The sequence below is a fragment of the Micromonospora sp. NPDC003197 genome (assembly GCF_053590565.1).
The window spans coordinates 116,608-133,857 of the sequence record NZ_JBSFTE010000007.1; the positions used below are offsets into that span (position 1 = coordinate 116,608).

Here is a 17,250-nt window from a genome sequence, read left to right on the forward strand (position 1 = left end):
CTGGCGCGGCTGTCGGCGTACGCCGCGGGACGTACCCCGCGGGACGTACGCCGACGGCGGCGACGGCCTATTCGGTGAATTCCGTACGGGAGACGGCCTTGCCGAATCGGCCGGCGGCGAGATCGTCGTAACGGATGAGGAAACACCCCCAGTAGGCGTCTACCTTCGCGAATTGGGCAAGCGGTACCCACTCGCGCATCACCCGAAGCGTCTCCTCCTCCAAGCGCAGACTCCACTCGGCCGGCGGAATCACGATTTCGCCGGCCTTCTGGCGTGCCTCGAGGTTGTCGCCCGCCATGATGAGCTCCGGGGTCTCTTCCATGTAGTCGGTGACAAGCCCACCAGCGCCCCCGGTATACCCGCCGAGGTAGACGTCGGCGTAGTTACTCCGCGGCCAGAGCTCCCTGGCCAGCGCACAGAGTTCCTCCAGGTGGGGCAGATCGCGAGCCAGGTGTTCCCCGTTGTCGGTCCGGGAAGGGTCGAGGTCAAAGTCATCGAAGTCGTCGAGCCAGTAGGGCAGATCGACGGTGACCATGCCGAAGAGGTCCTGCTCCGGGTCGACGGAGCCAAGGTTGGCGGGCGCCTCCACCAAGGCGGTGTCGATACCGGAAGGCACATACACCACCCGCGCGTACTGCTGCTCGGCGGCGACAGAACCTTTGGTGGTACGGGCATTGAAGGCAAACTCGCGGTTCAGAAAGAAGAGCAGCGAGCCATCCACCGGCAAGGCGAGGCCGTCGACTCGGGGAAGGGCCGCACAGTCGAAGGAGGCGATGAACGGCAACGGCCGCCCATTCTCGCTGGTCGGCCACTCCACGCCCACCGGAAGCCGGGGCAACCCGCCGCGTTGCCCGACGGGAACGCCGTTGGGACGCCCGTTCGCCCAGATCGCGAACCGGAGGAACTCGGCGAACCTGCCGACCTCATCCTCCGAAATACCACGTTCGACCGCCACACGACGGAATTGATCGTGATGACTCATGACCGGGCATCCTGCCAGATCAGCACAAATGGCCGGCCGTGGAACCCAGGTAGGTCGGCTGCGGCCATCTGCGCCGCTCAGGAGGGGTACGCGTGGCCAGGCGTCGTTGCGATCAGCACATCAGCCACCGGCTGCCAGCCGAGCGTCAGGTACAGACGCTGACCGTCCTCGCTGGCGACGAGAATGCCCTCTTCGGCACCTTCTTCAGTCGCGGTACGGGCCAGTGCACCCATGACCGCGCTGGCCAGGCCCTTGCGGCGATGAGCCGGCATGGTTTCGATCCGGTCTGCGACGGCATCCGTACCAGCCAGTCCCATCGTCCCGCGCGCACCGGCCTCTCCCGACTCGTGCCATACCGTGGCCGTAACCACGCTGTCGCCTCCGTGCGATTCGACCTCGGTCAGCAGCCGGTACGGTGCCAGCGGAATGTTCTGCGGATGCCCGCGAAGATCGGCCGCTGTCATCAGCAGTTCCGAGTGTTTGAGCACGATCAGACCGGCGGCGGTCAGCGCCGAGGACGCCTTCGCCGGGTCGGTGGTGGGCACGGTCAGCCAGGTGACGGCATCCTCGCCAGCGACTAGCTCAGCCAGCGTGGCGAGCGACGCGGGGTCTTCGCCGGCATCGAGCGCGACATACTCGATGTCGCGACCGGGCTGCATGCACCGGACCCGCAACGCGCCGCCCACGTCCTCGGCGACGGGCAGCCCGCGCGCCGCGCCCCAGCCGCGCTGCCAACGGACGATGAGATCTCTCAGGTTGCTCACCCACCGAGTAGATCACTTGCAGCTGAGCGGCCTGCCACGCCGTAGGACGCGATAAGCCCGAGTCACCTGCGCGGATCTGCTTGATGAGCGGATGGCTGGCGGTTTTGCGTAACGCTAGGCTCCCGATGTGCCGGCGCTGATCGAGATCGTGTCCGTCATTGATGCTGCCCCGAGCGTAGTGTTCGACTTGAAACTTGATGTGGACGTTCACACCGCGTCCGTGCACACCAGCCAAGAGACAGCCACTACCAGCAGCGGTCGACGCCAACTCGCACTTGGGGACGAGGTCACCTTCCGCGCCCGCCACTTCGGGCTGCGTTGGCGCATGACCAGTCGAATCACCCTCTACGAACATCCATATCGCTTCGTTGACGAGCAGACACGGGGCCCTTCCGCGTCCTGCATCACGAGCACCTGTTCCAGGACATCAACGGCACAGGAACGAAAATGACCGACCGCATGACCGTCGCCGCCCCCTTAGGGCTGCTGGGCGCGGTGGTGACCCGGGCACTGATCGTGCCGTACCTGCGCCGACTGTTGAGACAGCGGGCAGCCCACATCAAGTACCTGGCGGAAGACCACGAACCGTAGAGAGTGATCATCCTGCAATGGCGCTCGTGCACGATCCGTACGTACCGATAAAGCTTGCGGTGACATGACGAGTTGGGGCTGGCGCAGTCGACGGTATCGAAGCACCTGGCGTGCCTACATGACCGCGGGCTGATCAACTACCGGGTCAAGGGCCGACAGCGGCATCAAGGTCCTGACTGTCGGTGCGGACAATCGTGACCAAGAAGCCACATCCTGTAGCGTCCAAAGCGGTGAACCGCTCGGGCAGCGAACGACAGACCGCCGCTCGATCCTCCACCTCGGATGGTGTCTATGCCTCGACGTCCTGTGCCTGCCGACCCGTCCATCGGGGAACGAATACGCGCCCGCCGAGAGCTACGTGGATGGAGTGTCCGCTATGCGGCCTCCCGCGCCGGCATTTCTCACACCTCGTGGTCACGTATCGAACGCGGTACGCAACGTACTGACCGATACATGGTCAACGACCTCGCCGCCGCCCTCGAATGCTCCGTGACGGAACTGACGGGCCAGCCGTACGCGCCCGCTGACCGGCAATTGGAGGCTGCCAGGATTGACGCGGAACGGGTATGGCGCATGTTGATGGCCCACCCATTGACAGAGGCCACGTCAGGACCGCCGACACCGGTCGAGGCACTCGTCCAAGAGTCCATGCTGGTACGAGACCTGTATGCCCGATGCGACTACGCCGGGGCACTGCACCGTTTGGTCGGCCTGATCCCCGTCCTGCATCGCAACAAGAGGGAATGCGCCGCGCTTGAGCAGATGGTGCCGGTGTACGGAGCTGCGATGGGCTGCCTGATCAACGTCGGATACGCCGCGCAGGCATGGTTGGCGGTCGACCGATGCGTGGAGGCCGCCCAAGAACTCGATTCGGCGGTCGCCCTCGCGGTGGCCGCCACGAACCGTGCTCGAGTCATGGCCTACTCCGGGGCGTACGGGCCGGCTCGGTCACTGTGTGAGCGGGCTGAACTCGACCTACAAGCCCACCTGTCCGAGCCGGCCGCGCTGGATCTCCTCGGGTTCCACCATCTCACCCGCGCCCACCACTGCGCCGGCCTGCACGATGTCGTCACCGCCGAGGCGCACCTCGCAGAGGCCGCTCGGATCGCCGAACGAACCGGGGAGACCGACAACTACGACATGACGTGGGGGCCGAGAAACGTCGCCCTCTGGCAGATGGCCTTCCTGCTGGACTCGGGACGCCCCGGAGAGGCCATGGCGACCGCCGACCGCATCCGGCTCGCGGGACTTCCACCGGTACGGCAGGTGTACTGCTACATGGACATGGCCCGAGGGTTGACCGCGCTCGGAAAAGACCGTGACGCGGTACGAATGCTGCTTGCTGCTGAGCGCGTAGGCCCCCAGCACACCCGGTCGGCTACGTCGGCCCGGGAAACGGCGCGAGGGTTGCTGCGGCGGGGCAAGAGCGGGTCGGAGATCCGTGGCCTGTGCGAGCGGTTGGGGGTCGCCGAGTAACAGTGGTGCGTAAGTGTTCCAGCACCATCCCTCGCCCTCAGTAGCGTCGCAATCACAGGCGTGGCGTTGCGTTCTCCCCCACTGTCGCCGCCGCGCCCCCGTCGGGTGCGGCGGCTGACGTCACGGGAACGGCCGCCGCACCCTCCCCAAACCTGGGAGGGTGCGATGGCGAAGTGGTGGTTGAAGGCCCACGATGAGGATGACGACGGTCGGGACGAGCCACCGCCGCCCACCCCGCCGCTTTCTCACTCGCCGTTCAGACCGATCGACGACGGCGAGGACCCACCGGAGCCACCCGGCCCGGTTCGGATGTGCGGAGACCTACAGTGATCCGCCGCCGGAGCAGCCTCGACTATCGGGGCCGGCACCGTCGTGAGGACAGGGTGGCCAACAACTCCGACCGTAATCCCGCCTGGAACGCCCCGACCGTACTCATCGGTCCGGCGCTCACCTACGCCCAGCAGCGGCGCATACCGAACGCGGGGAGCCGACGGTGAGCGCCACCGGCCTACCCCTGATTCCACCGGGCACCCGCCTCTACCTGCGCTCCGGCGACTGGTACCACCCCACCGGGGCAGACGGCGACTACTTCCGCGACATCGTCGTGGTCGTGAAGGTCTACTCGGAGAGCGCGACCGCCACCGGAACCTCCGTCTGGGTCACCGGACACGGCCTCGAATGCATCTGGCCGTCAGCCGACGATCATCCGCCCTGTGTCGAGCTGCGGGTCAAGGTGGCCGCCCTCCGTCGGGCTATCGGAGCAGGACCACAGCCGTGAGAGTCGACGAAATCAGCACCGGACGCCGGGTGGCCTATTGGCGCAAGCGTCGCCATCTGTCGCAGCAGGTGTTCGCCGACCGGCTCGGCCGGTCCACGAGCTGGGTAGAGAAGATCGAGGGCGGACAGCGCCGCCTGGACCGGCTCTCCGTACTACACGAGATCGCCGAGGCGTTACGGATCGACGTCCAACTCCTCCTCGGCGACGGCCCGCCACGTCGTACCGGTGCACTCGACTGCATCGACCGGGTCGATGCCGAAACGATCCGGGCGGCGATGGAGTGCGGCGGTCTGCCGGCGTTCGCCCTGTCCGCCGACCCGCCCCCGATCAGCGAGGTACGCAAGTCGGTGCGGCACGCCTGGCTGACCTTCCAACACGGCCGATACGGCGTGCTGGTACGGGCATTACCGACGCTGCTGCGTGATGCGCAGGTCGCCGACACGACGTACCGAATCGCCGACGCTCGCGCCCGAGAGGCCGCGCACCTGGTGGGGCAGGTATACCAGGTCACTGCGGCGGTGCTCCGGAAGCTGGGCGAACACGACCTGGCGTGGCTGGCCGCCGACCGAGCGGTGGCGGCTGCACAACGCGCCGCAGACAACCTGCTGGCGGGGACTGCCACCGGCCAGGCGGGGGCGGTGTTGGTCGCGATGGACCGGCCACGACCTGCGCTTGCGGCACAGATCGCGGTCGCCACCCGGCTCGCCCCGGACACCGGCCATCACGCCCACCCCGAACAGATCTCCGTGTACGGGCACCTGCTGCTGCACAGCGCGATGTCGGCGGCGCACCTCCACGACCAGCCGACCACCCGGGAGCTAATCAGCCGGGCCGAGGCTGTTGCCGACCAGCTCGGCTCGGACCAGAACCACTACTGGACCAGCTTCGGCCCGACCAACGTACGACTGCACCAGGCCGCCGCACTGGTGGTGCTGGGCCAGCCCGATCGGGCGGTGGAGGTAGGTCGGCAGATTCCAGCCGACGTACTTTGCGCCCTTCCCGCCGAACGGCGAGCGAACCACCATCTCACCCTGGCGCTGGCACACGCCCAACTCGGAGCGATGACCGAGGCCGGGACGTGTCTGGTGGACGGTGATCGGTTGGCACCGGGAGAGATCCGGCACCGTCCGGTCGCCCGAGATGTCCTGCGTGATGTGCTGCGTGGCCTACCTGGCACACCACCGCCGCCGGTCGCTGCGCTCGCCACGAACCTGGGAGTCGGACTGTGACGCCTTCCGATACGCGCCCCTGTGCCACCTTCCGGAGCGGCCGGGACTCTGTGCCGTCTTCCGGCGCGGCCGGGATGTCAGTCCAGGCCGTCGACGATTCTTTCGGCGAGCGCCACCCGGCACAACTGGTCGGCCTGCCGGGTCGTCTCGGGTAACCGGTACTTCGGGCTCAACGCCAGCACCTGCGCGCAGGCATTGTCCAGGTCCATCCGATGTCCCACCGAGACGAAGACCGGCTTCACCCCGTCCTGGGTACGCAGCACCCGGCCGACCGTCTCGGGACCGTCCCGCAACGGAGACCAGGATCCCCGCTGTCCTGCGGGGGCGTCCCACTCCCCGACCAGCAGTGTCTTGCCCACCCCGATCGCCGGTCGGCCGGTCAGCACCCCCAGATGGCAGGCCAGCCCGAACCGACGCGGGTGGGCGAGCCCGTGCCCGTCACAGACCAGCAGATCGGGCTCAACGGTGAGCTGATCCAACGCCTCCAGCAGGGTGGGCAGCTCGCGGAAGGCAAACAGACCGGGTACGTAGTCGAAGGCGACCCGCCCGGCGACCACCGCCGAGTCGACCACCGCCAACGTCCGCGCGTCCAACACGACCACGGCCGCGACGAGGCGCTGCCCGTCCTCGGCGTACGCCACGTCGAGGCCGGCCACGGTACGGGGGCTGGTCGGCCCGGGTCCGACCAGATCGACCATCGGACGCAACTGATCCTGTACGGCTTCCGCCTCGGCCACCGTACGCGGAGCGGCCATCAGCCGGTCCGCTGCCGAATCCGCCACGTCGACATCCACTCCTCGCCGGTACGGCCCGAGCACAGCCACCCGGTGCCATATAGGGCCAATGGGTCTCCGGCATTCTGCCCGACCTCGTACCGGACGATCATCACGCACCATGCCAGGACGATCATCACGCACCATGCCGGGCAGTGCGCGCCCCCATGACCACACCCGAAGTGGGGTACTTTCGGCGCCGGTGGGGCGACCAATTGACGACAGTGACCAATAGTCGCCAGCAGAGGCCGGCTGGGCAGGGAACGGGGAGACTTGCACATGATCAGCCGCCAGGAGGTGGAATGGACGCCCGGTAGCGCTGTTGGTGCACCGACGGCACCCGGCACCATCGCGTACCTGACCGTCCAACATGAGCTGCACATCGCCCACAGCGTCAAGGGCGACCCGAAGTTCCGGCACCACCCGCTGGTCCGGAAGCACCTCGCCAACCAGCCAACGGGGCATCTCGTCCGAGGCGGCGAACGGCATGCCGAGCTGGTCGTCCTCTCCGACGTGCTGCACGAGTACGACCGGCGTCAGGCAGCCAACGAACGACCCGCGCTGGCCATAGAGGCGGCCCAGGAACTGCTCGGCACCGCCCAGCTCGACGTAATCCGAACCCGTGAGCCGGGTGACCCGTTCGGCGGCATCGTCGAACGGCCATGTGCCTCCTGCCTCACCGCCCTGATCCACTTCGGCGTACTGCCCTGGTCGGAACTGGCCTTCACCGAGCAGTGGCGTCCCGCACCGCAACCGGTGCCCGACCCGCACCGGTTTCCGGCTCAGGTGGCCGACGCCCTGGTGGATGCGGGCTGGCGGCCGAGCCGTACCGATTCGGCAACGGCCAGCGACATCATCGACCGGGTGTGCGCGGTGGCCGGCCGGCACCATCGACACGAGGTGTTCCCGGCCGCCGAACGGACCCTGCGGTCGTTCCCGGGGCTGATCTGTGGGCGGCGCGGGCCGGGTGAGCAGGTGTGGATCAGCCGGTTCGAGATCGATCCGGTGGCGGTGGCACACACCGCCGACACCCTGGCCGCGTTCGCGGCGATCATCGGCGTACGGCTGTTTCCGATCGGCACCGAGGGTGGGGAGAGCATCCTCGCCGTGGACGAGTACGGGCGGATCTTCGCCCTGGACCAGGCCGGCGAGTGGTTCCTCGGGGCCAATATCGACGAGGCGCTGACGAATCTGCTCGTCGGACGAGCACCGGCCCGGGTACGCGACGACGGCTCCTGGTGAGGCCCTAGAGCGCGGCACAGCGCGGGTGCGGGTGCGGCGCGGTGGGGGTGTTAGGAAGGGCCCCTTCTTATACAAAAAACGATAAGAAGGGGCCCTTCCTAACACCGCAATTCCTTACACCTCAATGCCGGTGAGGACCAGGACGCGGGGTTCGGTGTAGTCGTCCATGGCGCTGCGTAGCCCTTCCCGGCCGACGCCGCTGCCCTTCACCCCGCCGTACGGCATCTGTTCGGCACGGAACGACGGCACGTCCCCGACGATCACGCCACCGACCTGGAGGGTGCGGTGCGCGGCGAACGCGGTGGCGATGTCGTGAGTGAAGACTCCCGCCTGGAGGCCGTACGCCGAGTCGTTGATGGCGGCGAACCCGGCAGCGTCGTCGGCGACCGGCTCGACAACCAGGACCGGCCCGAAGACCTCATCACTGACCACCTTCGCCCCGGCCGGTACATCGGTGAGCACGGTGGGCGGGTAAGTGGCTCCCTCGCGCCGGCCGCCCACCAGGATGTGGGCCCCCGCCGTCACCGCCTCGTCCACCCACTGCTCCACCCGGCGGGCAGCGTTCTCGTCGATCAGCGGCCCGACGTCGGTGGCCTCGTCGAACGGGTCCCCGACCCGCTGCGCCTGTACGGCGTCGACCAACCGGGGCAGGAACCCGTCGTAGAGCCACTCGTATACGTAGACCCGCTGCACGGCGATGCAACTCTGCCCAGCCTGATAGTTGGCGAAGGTGGCAATCCGCTCGGCGGCCCGGTTGAGGTCCTCGTCCGAGGCCCAGTCGGCGCAGATCAGCGCGGCGGCGTTCCCGCCGAGTTCGAGCGTGACGTGCTTGTCCGGCACGGACCGGCGGATGCTCGCCCCGACCGGTCCCGAGCCGGTGAAGGACACCACCGGCAGCCGGGGGTCCTGGACCAGTTCGGCGCTGCGGTCGTTGGTCATCGGCAGTACGGAGAACATGCCGGCCGGCAGGTCGGTCTCGGCCAGGATCTCGCCGAGCAGTAGCGCGGTCAGCGGGGTGGTCGGTGCCGGCTTCACCACGATCGGGGCGCCGACCGCCAGCGCCGGAGCCACCTTGTGGGCCACCAGGTTGAGCGGGAAGTTGAACGGGGCGATGCCCAGCACCGGGCCCCGGGGCACCCGGCGGATCAGGGCGAGCCGGCCGAGCGCCGTCGGATCGGTGTCGAGTCGCTGCAACTCGCCGGAGTAGCGCCGGGCCTCCTCGGCCGCCCAGCGGAACGTGGAGACACCTCGGGTGACCTCCGCCCGGGCCCATTTGAGCGGCTTACCGTTCTCGCCGGTGATCAGATGGGCGATCTCCTCGCCCCGCTCAGCCAGCCGACGCGACACGTGGTCCAGCGCCGCCGCCCGGACTTGCGCCGACAGTGCGGCGGCCTCGTCGACCACCGCCACGGCGGCAGCCACGGCCTGCTCCACCTGCTCCGGGCGGGCGTTCGTGGTCCGACCGACCACCCGACCGTCGTACGGATTCCGAATGGTCACCACATCGTCGCCGTCGGCTGCCTGACCCGCGACCCAGAACGAAACCTGCTCCACGCCCGCAGCCTAGTCCGGCCTCGGGGCCCGATTGTCTGGTCGTGGGGCAGGATTGTCCGCTCGTGGTCAACCGATGGGCTGGGAGACCGCGACCTTGGCGTACTCGGTGACCGGCCAGGTCGGAACCCCACCGGGGACGTCCAGCGCCCGCCAGAGGGCGGCGGTCTGGTCGTCAGTGGCGACCCGCCCCTCGGATTCCTGGAGGTATTCGGTGAGGAACGCCCGCAGTCGCCCCGCGTCCACGGTGTCCGCGCCGCCCGGGCCAGCAAACTGCGGGTCAGCCCAGAGCGCCAGCAGCAGCATGCCGGGCACCCGCGACCGGCCCGGACCGAGCGCCGGTTGGAAGTAGGGCAGGTCCAGCACCCGGGCGTCGTGTCGCCCGTAGAACCGCAGCCGCGCCACCGGGTCGCCGTGCGCGTGGTTGCCGGCATGGTGGCCAGGGTGTTCCACCTCGGCCAAAACCAAACAGGGCTGGTAGCGCTCCCGCCACTGCGTGACGAGGGTGGTCAGCAGTCGACTGCCGATCCCGGTGCCGCGGCCATCGGACGTGACCGCCAGGTAGCTCAACAGCATCACCCGGGACGGCCGTGACCAGTCGCCGACGGCGGCACCGAGGATCCGACTGTCGTCGGCCAGCACGGCCGATACCTGGGTCGTCCCGCTGGCCACGCCCCGCCGCAGGCCCTCCAACGACACCAGTTCGTCCGGCGGGAAGGCCGGCTCCAGCACCTCGGTATAGATCCGACTCAGGGTCTGCCCAGCAATGACATCGACTATCCTCACTTGGCGTTCCCTTCCGTGACCGATCCACCCATTGGGGCTCGACGTCGCTGCCGCTTCTCCAGCACTCGAACGACACTGTCCGGGTGCAGCCGGTGCAGAATCCAGCCCACCACTCCGGCCGTCAGCAGCACCGTCATGACCAGGGCCATGGCGGCAAGCTGCCGCAGATCGTACCCAGCCTGGACGATCTGCATCAGGCCTGAGAGGCCAACGGCAGCGATACCGCCCAGCAACGCGTCGTTGCGGCGCTGGTTGGCCCGGTCCCGCCGTTCCTGCCGGGCAGCTGCCTCCTTCTCCCGCAGCACCCGGTCCCGTTCCTCCTGCGCCAGCCGCTCCCGCTCGATCTGCGCCAGTCGGGTCTGCTCCTCCCGGACCGCCCGAGCCAAGGCGTCGTTGCGTTCCTGCTGCCGACGTACGGAGGCGTCCACCAGGTCACCGATCCGGTCGCCGAGCACCTTGTCAATCATGCCCTCGAACTCGCCCCGCAGGGTGTCGAACTTCGCCGCTGCCAGGAGCCGGTCGATGATCAGCCGCGCGACCGGCGAGGTCATCAGCGACGGCGAGGTGACGAACATCAGGCTGAGCCGGCTCGCCATGACGAACCGGTGCAGCCGGAGATGCTGCGCCTCCAGGGCACCCTGCATCTCGACCAGTTCCTGGGTGACCCGCTCGTACTCGGCCGACCGTAAATTCGCCGGATCGGGCGCCGTCCCGCCCCGCTCCAGCCGTACGATCATGGTGGCCAGCTGGACCTGGAGGTGGTCGTAGTACTCGGCGATCTGGTCCTGCCAGCCGGCGAACATGCCCTCCAGCGCGGCTACGAACTCCGCCGCCTCCTGCACGGTGTTGACCGTGTATTCCGGCGAGGCGGGGATCACCATCAGTGTGCTGTTGCAGGTACGCAGCAGCAGGTCTCCGGCGAGGCCGGGCACGTCCACGACCGGTAGCGCCGGGACGTCGACCGGATAGCGGAGCCACTCCGCCAACGCACTGAGCCCGTGCCGGACCGGATGGCACAGCGGCTGCGCCCCGACCGCCTTCGCCGTGTCGACGGCGTCGGTGACCGGCGTACGACTGCCGTCGGCGGCCACCAGGGTGGCCCGGTCCACCGACACCAGGACGTGGTACATGCCCGGCCGGCTGCTGTGCCGAACCTGCCGACCGCTGTGCCGGGCCAACTCGACCGACACGTCACCGGTCAGCTCGGTGGCGAAGTCGGCGAGGCGCGGCCAGACGTTCTCCGACTCCGTGTCGTCGGCGTCGGCGTCGGCTGGGCGTAGCGGCGTACCGAGGTGGACGAGATCGCCGAACTCCGGCGCGACCCGCGCCATAGCGGCGTACACCTGTTGCGGTGTCACCTCGGACAGCTCGCACTCCAGGCGAAGGTAGTGGTTGCCGAGCTCCGACAGGCGCACCTGGACGCTGAAGGTGATTGGATCATGGTCGGGCCGATCGGGGTCGACCAGCTCGACGTCCGGCAGGGTCACCGCCATCCCCCGGTACTGCCGACCGAGTGGGTCGGAGCCCTTCCACACGTCGTCGAGTGGGAGTTCCGCCGCCACCAGAGCATCCGGGTGGGTGGCGATGTCCCAGCCGGCGATCCGCCACCGGTCCGCCGTCCGCCGAGCCACCTCGACCATCCGTACGGCGAACGCGGCCGAATCTTCGTCCGGCCCGACGCTGTCCGGGGCGGCGCGGTCCGGGGCGGCGCCGGCTGGCACCTGCCGCAGGTCCTCGTACAGCCCGAACGGATAGAGGTAGACGAACCTCGCCTGGTCCAGCAGGAGCCACGGCTGATCGGCCACCTCGATGAGTGCCTCGACGCTGTACCGATGGGCACGCAGTTCGCTGCGTGGGATGCCGTCCGGGAAGAACTCCTCGGCTGCCCGCAGCGCCGTGGCCGCGCCGACCAGGTCGCTGCCACCGACCGCGAAGTGATCGTGTACGGCCTGCGAGGCGCGGGCCAGCGCGGCGTAGTAGACGTGGTCCCCGTGCGCCTCGGCCGCCACCGCCTCGGCTATCGGCGACGGCTTGCCCCGGGCCGCCGCGGCCACCACCTCTTCGGCCCGGGCCGCCGTCGCAGCGGCGCTCCTGGCCCAGGCGGCCAGGGTGCCGCAGGTCCCGGCGTTGAAGGTGGCCATTTCGCTGTCGAGCAGATCGAGCATCCGTACGGTCAGCGTGGTCAGTTCCGCGTCGACGGCTGTTCCGGTGGCGACGATGCCGGTCCAGGTACGGGCGGCGTACCGCATGGTGTCCAGGATCGGAGCGACGTCCCAGGCCCGCTCCCACGCCTGGTCGCACAGGTACTTCAGGTAGAGCACCAGCAGTGGGGCGGCATCCGGGACCCGGGTCGCCGCCGTCAACATCCGGTCGAGCGTGGTCAGGATCTGGCCGTGCAGATTCGGGTCGTTCTCCTCGGCGCTCCAGACCGCTATCCGGTCGAGCAGCCCGAAGTCGGCTTCGGCCAGGGGTCCGGTGGGCGCACACAGCTGCCGGGTGAGCCAACGCCGGATCGGGCGGGCGTCATCCTCGGCCAGCGCGACCAACTGGTCGGCACGGCCTACTTCTTCGTGCAATGTGGACCCCCGGGGATCGACGATGTCGCGCGTCCCCTCGAACTATCGCCGATGCGGTCAACGGCAAGGAAGGGCCCCTTGTTATCGCTTTTTGCATAGGAAGGGGCCCTTCCTAACACCTGAGGCCGAGCCCGGTCACCGCAGAGGTGGGATCAGCGCGAAGGTGGGATGGGGTCAGCGCGAAGGTGGGATCACCCGGAGATGGCCTCGGCGTCCGGTCTGCTGCCCCGGGTTCGACTCGGGTTCGATCTCCTCGTGCCGCTGCACCGGACGGGCGGCTTCGCGTACCGCCTCGGCGAGCGCCACCAGATCGTCGGTGCTCGGCGGCGGCGGCTGGAACTCACCCTCGTGCCGGACCACCTCCCAGCCCCGGGGCGCGGTCAGATTCCGGGCATGCGGCTCACACAGGTCGTAGGTGTGTGGCTCGGCGAACGCCGCGAGGGGCCCGACAACGGCTGTCGACTCGTTGTAGACATAGGTCAACGTAGCGACGGCTTGTCGGGGGCAGCCGTTGCGGGAGCAACGCCGGGTTGACCTCACGGCGGCACGGTATCTCCATTACCGGCTCCCGCGCCCGCCTTCCCGATCCGACACGCCGAAGACGGAGATCACAATTCGCATGACGGCGCTCGCGACACGAGCGGTCCCACGGACGGTCGACGCCATGAAGCGGGGATACCCTGGGCCCATGACCAGCCCGAACCACCGCCGGCCCAGCCCCGGACGCCGCACCCGACGGGACCGTCACGGTCGAGGGTTACGCGGGCGACTCGTACCGGCCACCGTGCCGTTGGCTCGCACCAAGGCCGAGGTGTTCGATGATCTTGTGCTGGACACCGTCGAGACCCTGGAACGACGGTTCGCCCGAGAGTTGGCCGGGGTCGAGTTCGCCGTCGAGGACGTGCCGCCAGACCTCAACGTGTACGACTCGGACGTCCTGGAGGACGGTGAGGTGCCCCTCGCCCGACTGCTTCCGGGCCGGCCCGGCCGGCAGGAGATCCCGCCCCGGATCGTGCTCTACCGCCGACCGCTCGAATTCCGGGCAACGGACCACGACGATCTGGCGGATCTGATCCACGACGTGATCATCGAACAGGTGGCCAACCTGCTCGGAGTGGATCCCGACGAACTGAGCTGACAACGTCGCGCTGAGCTGACAGCCTCGAACAGAGCCGACAGAGCCTCGAACAGAGCCGACAGCGTTACGCAGCGTTACGCGGGCCGGATCCGGAGGCCCCCAACCTCCGGTCCGCCCACACGTCACGCTCGGATCAGGCAGCCCGACGCTTGAGCTTGCGCCGCTCGCGTTCGGACAACCCGCCCCAGATGCCGAACCGCTCGTCGTGCCCGAGCGCGTATTCCAGGCACTCGGCCTTGACCTCGCAGCGAGAGCAGATTCGCTTCGCCTCGCGAGTCGAGCCGCCCTTCTCTGGGAAAAACGCCTCCGGGTCAGTCTGCGAGCACAGCGCTCGCTCCTGCCACTCTGGCGCATTCCCGAGCAGGTCGGCCACCTCAAGTCGGCCGTCCATCAGATGCCTCCTTATCGCGCATCGGCGTCAAGCGCCGCTGCAACCCCCCACGCGGAAGGCGTGTTTTTGTCCGTCCGGTGGCAATTTGATGCGCTCCGTTCGAACGACCCCATCGGAAATTACACGCGTGTAATGCGTGCGCCGTCAAGCCGAACCGTGGTAAGCGGGGTCGCCCGCGCGGTGCGCCTGCAACGGCTTCGGAAAGCCGCACAGCCTCGCAACCTGCCCTATCGATTCAGCCCTGGCGGGGGTAACGCCCACCCCGGCGAGTTGCCGCGATAGCGGCGTGTCGCGGGGGCGCCACGCCGATGTCCGGGTATACACGCTCCCGGTCAGCCGGTCGTGCCGTAGGCCGTACTCCGCTGCCGCGCCGACCGCCCGGCCAGCTCCGCAATCCGCGCCAACTGCGCCTCGGTACGCACCGATCCGTTAGCGGAACCGGCCATTCGGGAAATGGTCTCCTCCATCAGCGTGCCGCCCAGGTCATTGCACCCGGTACGCAGCATCTCGGCGGCCCCCTCGTCGCCGAGTTTTACCCACGAGCACTGAATGTTGGGGATCCGGCCATGCAACAGCAACCGAGCCATGGCATGTACGACGCGATTCTCCCGCCACGTGGGGCCGGGTCGGGCAATACCGGCAAGATAGATCGGGGCGTTGGTGTGCACGAACGGCAACGCCACGAACTCGGTGAACCCACCCGTACGATCTTGCACTCCGGCCAGCACCCGGAAATGTCCCAGCCACTGGCCGGGATGGTCGACATGGCCGTACATCATCGTGGAGCTGGATCGAATGCCCAGTTCGTGTGCCGTGGTCACCACCTCGACCCAGGTGGCAGCCGGCAGTTTGCCCTTGGTGAGCACCCAGCGCACGTCGTCGTCGAGGATCTCGGCTGCGGTACCCGGAATGGTGTCCAGTCCCGCGTCCCGCATCAGGGTGAGCCAGTCCCGTACCGGGACTCCGGCCTTCGCCGCCGCCGTGACGATCTCCATCGGGGAGAAGGCGTGTACGTGCATCCCGGGGACCCGGTCCTTGACCGCCCGCACCAGTTCGGCGTACGCGGTCACCGGCAGTTTCGGGTCGATCCCGCCCTGCATGCAGACCTCGGTCGCCCCGGCCTGCCACGCCTCCTCGGCCCGGTCGGCGACCTGCTCGGCGGAGAGCCGGAACGCGTCGGCATCCCGTTCCCGCTGCGCGAAGGCGCAGAACCGGCAGCCCACGTAGCAGACGTTGGTGAAGTTGATGTTGCGATTGACGACGTAGGTGACGTCGTCACCGACCGCGTCCCGCCGGACGTCGTCGGCGATGCGACACAGCTCGTCCAGGGCCACGCCATCGGCGGCGAAGAGCGCCAACGCCGCCGCCTCGTGCTTCGGCTCCAGCAGCGCGGCCGGATCGTCGGCGGCCAGCCGCAGGCCGGCACGCAGGTCCGCATCGGCCGGCACGGACTGAGTCGAGCCGGCTGCGGCATCAGCCGGCACGGACTGAGTCGGGCCGGCTGCGGCATCGGCCGAGCCGACCAGCGCCGCGCTGGCGGGGACTCCCGCGTCACCGATCGAGGCTTCCGCCGTTCGGCTCCTCGGGATCTTGGTGGCGACCTCGGCCCAGTCACCGTAGACACTGTCGAAGTCCCCACGCCGGTCGCCGGTACGCCCCGTCGTGTCGATGCTTGCGTGCAGATCGGTACGACCACCCGGCACGTACGCGTCGTCCGGCTCCTGCCAGGGCCGGCCGGTCGGACGGGCCGCCTCGACGGCCAGCCCGGTCTCCGGATCGGCCAACGCGGACACGTGCGGCAGCAGGCGCGGGTCCAGCCAGGGATCGCCGCGCCGGACGTACCCGGGATAGACGGTCAACCGCTCCCGCAAGGTGAAGCCGGCAGCGGCTGTGCGCCGGGCGAGTTCGTCCAACTGCGGCCAGGGCCGTTCCGGGTTGACGTGGTCAGGCGTCAACGGGGACACCCCGCCCCAGTCGTCGATCCCGGCGCGCAGCAGCAGGTCGTACTCGCCGTCGATCAGGTTCGGCGGGGCCTGGAGCCGGACCCCGGGGCCGAGCAGGATCCGGGCCACCGCCACCGTGGCGGCGAGGTCGTGCAACTCGGCGTCGGGCATGCCCCGCATCGCCGTATCCGGCTTGGCCCGGAAGTTCTGCACGATGACTTCCTGGATGTGCCCGTACTCCCGTTGGGCCCGGCGGATCGCGAAGATCGCGTCGATGCGTTCGGCGGGGGTCTCCCCGATGCCGATCAGAATGCCGGTGGTGAACGGTACGCCCACCCGGCCGGCATCCTGGAGCACCCGTAGCCGCACCGCCGGCTCCTTGTCCGGCGAGCCGTAGTGCGGTCCACCCGGCTCCGACCAGAGCCGGGTCGCGGTGGTCTCCAGCATCATGCCCATGCTCGGTGCCACCGGCTTGAGCCGCTGCAACTCGGCCCAGCTGAGCACACCGGGATTAAGGTGCGGCAGCAGGCCGGTCTCCTCCAGCACCGCCACAGCGCAGGCCCGCAGATAGTCCACCGTGGAGTCGTAGCCGCGCTCGTCCAGCCACTGTCGGGCCGCCGGCCAGCGCTCCTCCGGCCGGTCTCCCAGCGTGAACAGGGCTTCCTTGCACCCCTGGGCCGCGCCCTCGGCGGCGATGGCCAACACTTCGTCCCGGTCGAGGTAGGCAGCGGGAAGCCGATGCGGGACGGTGGCGAAGGTGCAGTAGTGGCACCGGTCCCGGCAGAGCCGGGTCAGCGGGATGAAGACCTTCTTGGAGAAGGTGACCACGCCGGGCCGGCCGGCGTCGCGTAGTCCGGCGTCCCGGACCGCACCGGCGATCGCGAGCAGCTCATCGAGGAGTTCGCCGCGGGCGGCCAGCAGCGCCACGGCCTCATCAGCGTCGATAGCCCGACCATCGGCCGCGCGACGCAGCGCGCGCCGCAGGCTGGCCAGGCTGGGCGAGGAGACATTGTGATCGGACATCTGTAAA

The 17,250-nt window shown here is 68.8% G+C and carries 17 protein-coding genes and 1 pseudogene; 9 read left to right on the forward strand and 9 right to left on the reverse strand.

Features of this window, described 5'->3' with window-relative positions; all coding sequences use genetic code 11:
* Nucleotides 1-67 precede the first annotated feature (67 nt).
* Together ACWDV4_RS10355 and ACWDV4_RS10360 are read right to left on the reverse strand one after the other, a co-directional pair.
* A complete protein-coding gene (locus ACWDV4_RS10355) occupies nucleotides 68-982 on the reverse strand; it encodes a DUF1963 domain-containing protein (RefSeq protein ID WP_449976484.1) in 915 nt (304 codons plus the stop codon).
* Between the two features lie 77 nt (nucleotides 983-1,059).
* Nucleotides 1,060-1,746 carry a GNAT family N-acetyltransferase gene (locus ACWDV4_RS10360; RefSeq protein WP_449976487.1) on the reverse strand — a complete coding sequence of 229 codons (687 nt, stop codon included), beginning with the start codon at nucleotides 1,744-1,746 and terminating at the stop codon, nucleotides 1,060-1,062.
* 127 nt (nucleotides 1,747-1,873) lie between these two features.
* Between ACWDV4_RS10360 and ACWDV4_RS10365 the strand changes: the two genes are divergently transcribed.
* The 7 genes and pseudogenes from ACWDV4_RS10365 (at nucleotide 1,874) to ACWDV4_RS10395 (ending at nucleotide 5,820) form a co-directional block, all read left to right on the forward strand.
* Entirely contained in the window at nucleotides 1,874-2,197 is a 324-nt protein-coding gene (locus ACWDV4_RS10365; protein WP_449976490.1) for a hypothetical protein, read from the forward strand.
* Nucleotides 2,194-2,337, forward strand: a complete 144-nt coding sequence (locus ACWDV4_RS10370) for a hypothetical protein (RefSeq protein ID WP_449976493.1) — start codon at nucleotides 2,194-2,196, stop codon at nucleotides 2,335-2,337. Before ACWDV4_RS10365 ends, ACWDV4_RS10370 begins: the two co-directional genes overlap by 4 nt.
* A 66-nt stretch (nucleotides 2,338-2,403) precedes the next feature.
* Nucleotides 2,404-2,496: pseudogene (locus ACWDV4_RS10375) on the forward strand (ArsR family transcriptional regulator); the annotation flags it as partial.
* 165 nt (nucleotides 2,497-2,661) lie between these two features.
* Complete coding sequence (locus ACWDV4_RS10380; protein ID WP_449976722.1) at nucleotides 2,662-3,813, forward strand: helix-turn-helix domain-containing protein; 1,152 nt, start codon at nucleotides 2,662-2,664, stop codon at nucleotides 3,811-3,813.
* Nucleotides 3,814-4,139: 326 nt separating this feature from the next.
* Entirely contained in the window at nucleotides 4,140-4,310 is a 171-nt protein-coding gene (locus ACWDV4_RS10385) for a hypothetical protein (protein WP_449976494.1), read from the forward strand.
* On the forward strand, nucleotides 4,307-4,591 hold the full coding sequence (locus ACWDV4_RS10390) for a hypothetical protein (protein WP_449976495.1): 285 nt from the start codon (nucleotides 4,307-4,309) through the stop codon (nucleotides 4,589-4,591). The genes ACWDV4_RS10385 and ACWDV4_RS10390 overlap by 4 nt, the downstream gene beginning before the upstream one ends.
* Complete coding sequence (locus tag ACWDV4_RS10395) at nucleotides 4,588-5,820, forward strand: helix-turn-helix domain-containing protein (RefSeq protein ID WP_449976497.1); 1,233 nt, start codon at nucleotides 4,588-4,590, stop codon at nucleotides 5,818-5,820. Before ACWDV4_RS10390 ends, ACWDV4_RS10395 begins: the two co-directional genes overlap by 4 nt.
* Nucleotides 5,821-5,897: 77 nt before the next feature.
* On the opposite strand, the gene nfi is transcribed toward ACWDV4_RS10395, so the two are convergent.
* A complete protein-coding gene (gene nfi, locus ACWDV4_RS10400; RefSeq protein WP_449976724.1) occupies nucleotides 5,898-6,575 on the reverse strand; it encodes a deoxyribonuclease V in 678 nt (225 codons plus the stop codon).
* A gap of 297 nt (nucleotides 6,576-6,872) precedes the next feature.
* Between nfi and ACWDV4_RS10405 the strand changes: the two genes are divergently transcribed.
* Nucleotides 6,873-7,835, forward strand: a complete 963-nt coding sequence (locus ACWDV4_RS10405) for an SUKH-3 domain-containing protein (RefSeq protein ID WP_449976499.1) — start codon at nucleotides 6,873-6,875, stop codon at nucleotides 7,833-7,835.
* A 114-nt stretch (nucleotides 7,836-7,949) separates the two neighbouring features.
* Here ACWDV4_RS10405 and ACWDV4_RS10410 read toward each other — a convergent pair whose 3' ends face one another.
* The 4 genes from ACWDV4_RS10410 to ACWDV4_RS10425 all read right to left on the reverse strand — a co-directional run bounded on the left by ACWDV4_RS10410 (nucleotide 7,950) and on the right by ACWDV4_RS10425 (nucleotide 13,288).
* Complete coding sequence (locus tag ACWDV4_RS10410; RefSeq protein ID WP_449976501.1) at nucleotides 7,950-9,389, reverse strand: aldehyde dehydrogenase family protein; 1,440 nt, start codon at nucleotides 9,387-9,389, stop codon at nucleotides 7,950-7,952.
* A 66-nt stretch (nucleotides 9,390-9,455) separates the two neighbouring features.
* Complete coding sequence (locus ACWDV4_RS10415; RefSeq protein WP_449976504.1) at nucleotides 9,456-10,172, reverse strand: GNAT family N-acetyltransferase; 717 nt, start codon at nucleotides 10,170-10,172, stop codon at nucleotides 9,456-9,458.
* Nucleotides 10,169-12,748 carry a hypothetical protein gene (locus ACWDV4_RS10420; protein ID WP_449976506.1) on the reverse strand — a complete coding sequence of 860 codons (2,580 nt, stop codon included), beginning with the start codon at nucleotides 12,746-12,748 and terminating at the stop codon, nucleotides 10,169-10,171. The genes ACWDV4_RS10415 and ACWDV4_RS10420 overlap by 4 nt, the downstream gene beginning before the upstream one ends.
* A 174-nt stretch (nucleotides 12,749-12,922) precedes the next feature.
* Nucleotides 12,923-13,288: a DUF3499 domain-containing protein gene (locus tag ACWDV4_RS10425; RefSeq protein ID WP_449976509.1), complete on the reverse strand. Its 366-nt coding sequence runs from the start codon at nucleotides 13,286-13,288 to the stop codon at nucleotides 12,923-12,925.
* 148 nt (nucleotides 13,289-13,436) lie between these two features.
* Between ACWDV4_RS10425 and ACWDV4_RS10430 the strand changes: the two genes are divergently transcribed.
* Nucleotides 13,437-13,886 carry a metallopeptidase family protein gene (locus ACWDV4_RS10430; protein ID WP_449976512.1) on the forward strand — a complete coding sequence of 150 codons (450 nt, stop codon included), beginning with the start codon at nucleotides 13,437-13,439 and terminating at the stop codon, nucleotides 13,884-13,886.
* Nucleotides 13,887-14,019: 133 nt separating this feature from the next.
* Here the strand turns inward: ACWDV4_RS10430 and ACWDV4_RS10435 are convergent, their stop codons facing one another.
* Both ACWDV4_RS10435 and ACWDV4_RS10440 read right to left on the reverse strand, forming a co-directional pair.
* A complete protein-coding gene (locus tag ACWDV4_RS10435; protein WP_184534144.1) occupies nucleotides 14,020-14,277 on the reverse strand; it encodes a WhiB family transcriptional regulator in 258 nt (85 codons plus the stop codon).
* A 332-nt stretch (nucleotides 14,278-14,609) separates the two neighbouring features.
* Nucleotides 14,610-17,243 (reverse strand): bifunctional FO biosynthesis protein CofGH, encoded by a 2,634-nt coding sequence (locus ACWDV4_RS10440; protein ID WP_449976515.1) that lies wholly within the window; start codon nucleotides 17,241-17,243, stop codon nucleotides 14,610-14,612.
* Between the last annotated feature and the right edge of the window lie 7 nt (nucleotides 17,244-17,250).

What these genes read in the sequence shown, in the direction of transcription:
- ACWDV4_RS10355 (WP_449976484.1), bottom strand. Translation starts at nt 982, where the DNA reads ATGAGTCATCACGATCAATTCCGTCGTGTGGCGGTCGAACGTGGTATT.
- ACWDV4_RS10370 (WP_449976493.1), top strand. Translation starts at nt 2,194, where the DNA reads ATGACCGACCGCATGACCGTCGCCGCCCCCTTAGGGCTGCTGGGCGCG.
- nfi (WP_449976724.1), bottom strand. Translation starts at nt 6,575, where the DNA reads ATGGCCGCTCCGCGTACGGTGGCCGAGGCGGAAGCCGTACAGGATCAG.
- ACWDV4_RS10405 (WP_449976499.1), top strand. Translation starts at nt 6,873, where the DNA reads ATGATCAGCCGCCAGGAGGTGGAATGGACGCCCGGTAGCGCTGTTGGT.
- ACWDV4_RS10430 (WP_449976512.1), top strand. Translation starts at nt 13,437, where the DNA reads ATGACCAGCCCGAACCACCGCCGGCCCAGCCCCGGACGCCGCACCCGA.
- ACWDV4_RS10435 (WP_184534144.1), bottom strand. Translation starts at nt 14,277, where the DNA reads ATGGACGGCCGACTTGAGGTGGCCGACCTGCTCGGGAATGCGCCAGAG.
- ACWDV4_RS10440 (WP_449976515.1), bottom strand. Translation starts at nt 17,243, where the DNA reads ATGTCCGATCACAATGTCTCCTCGCCCAGCCTGGCCAGCCTGCGGCGC.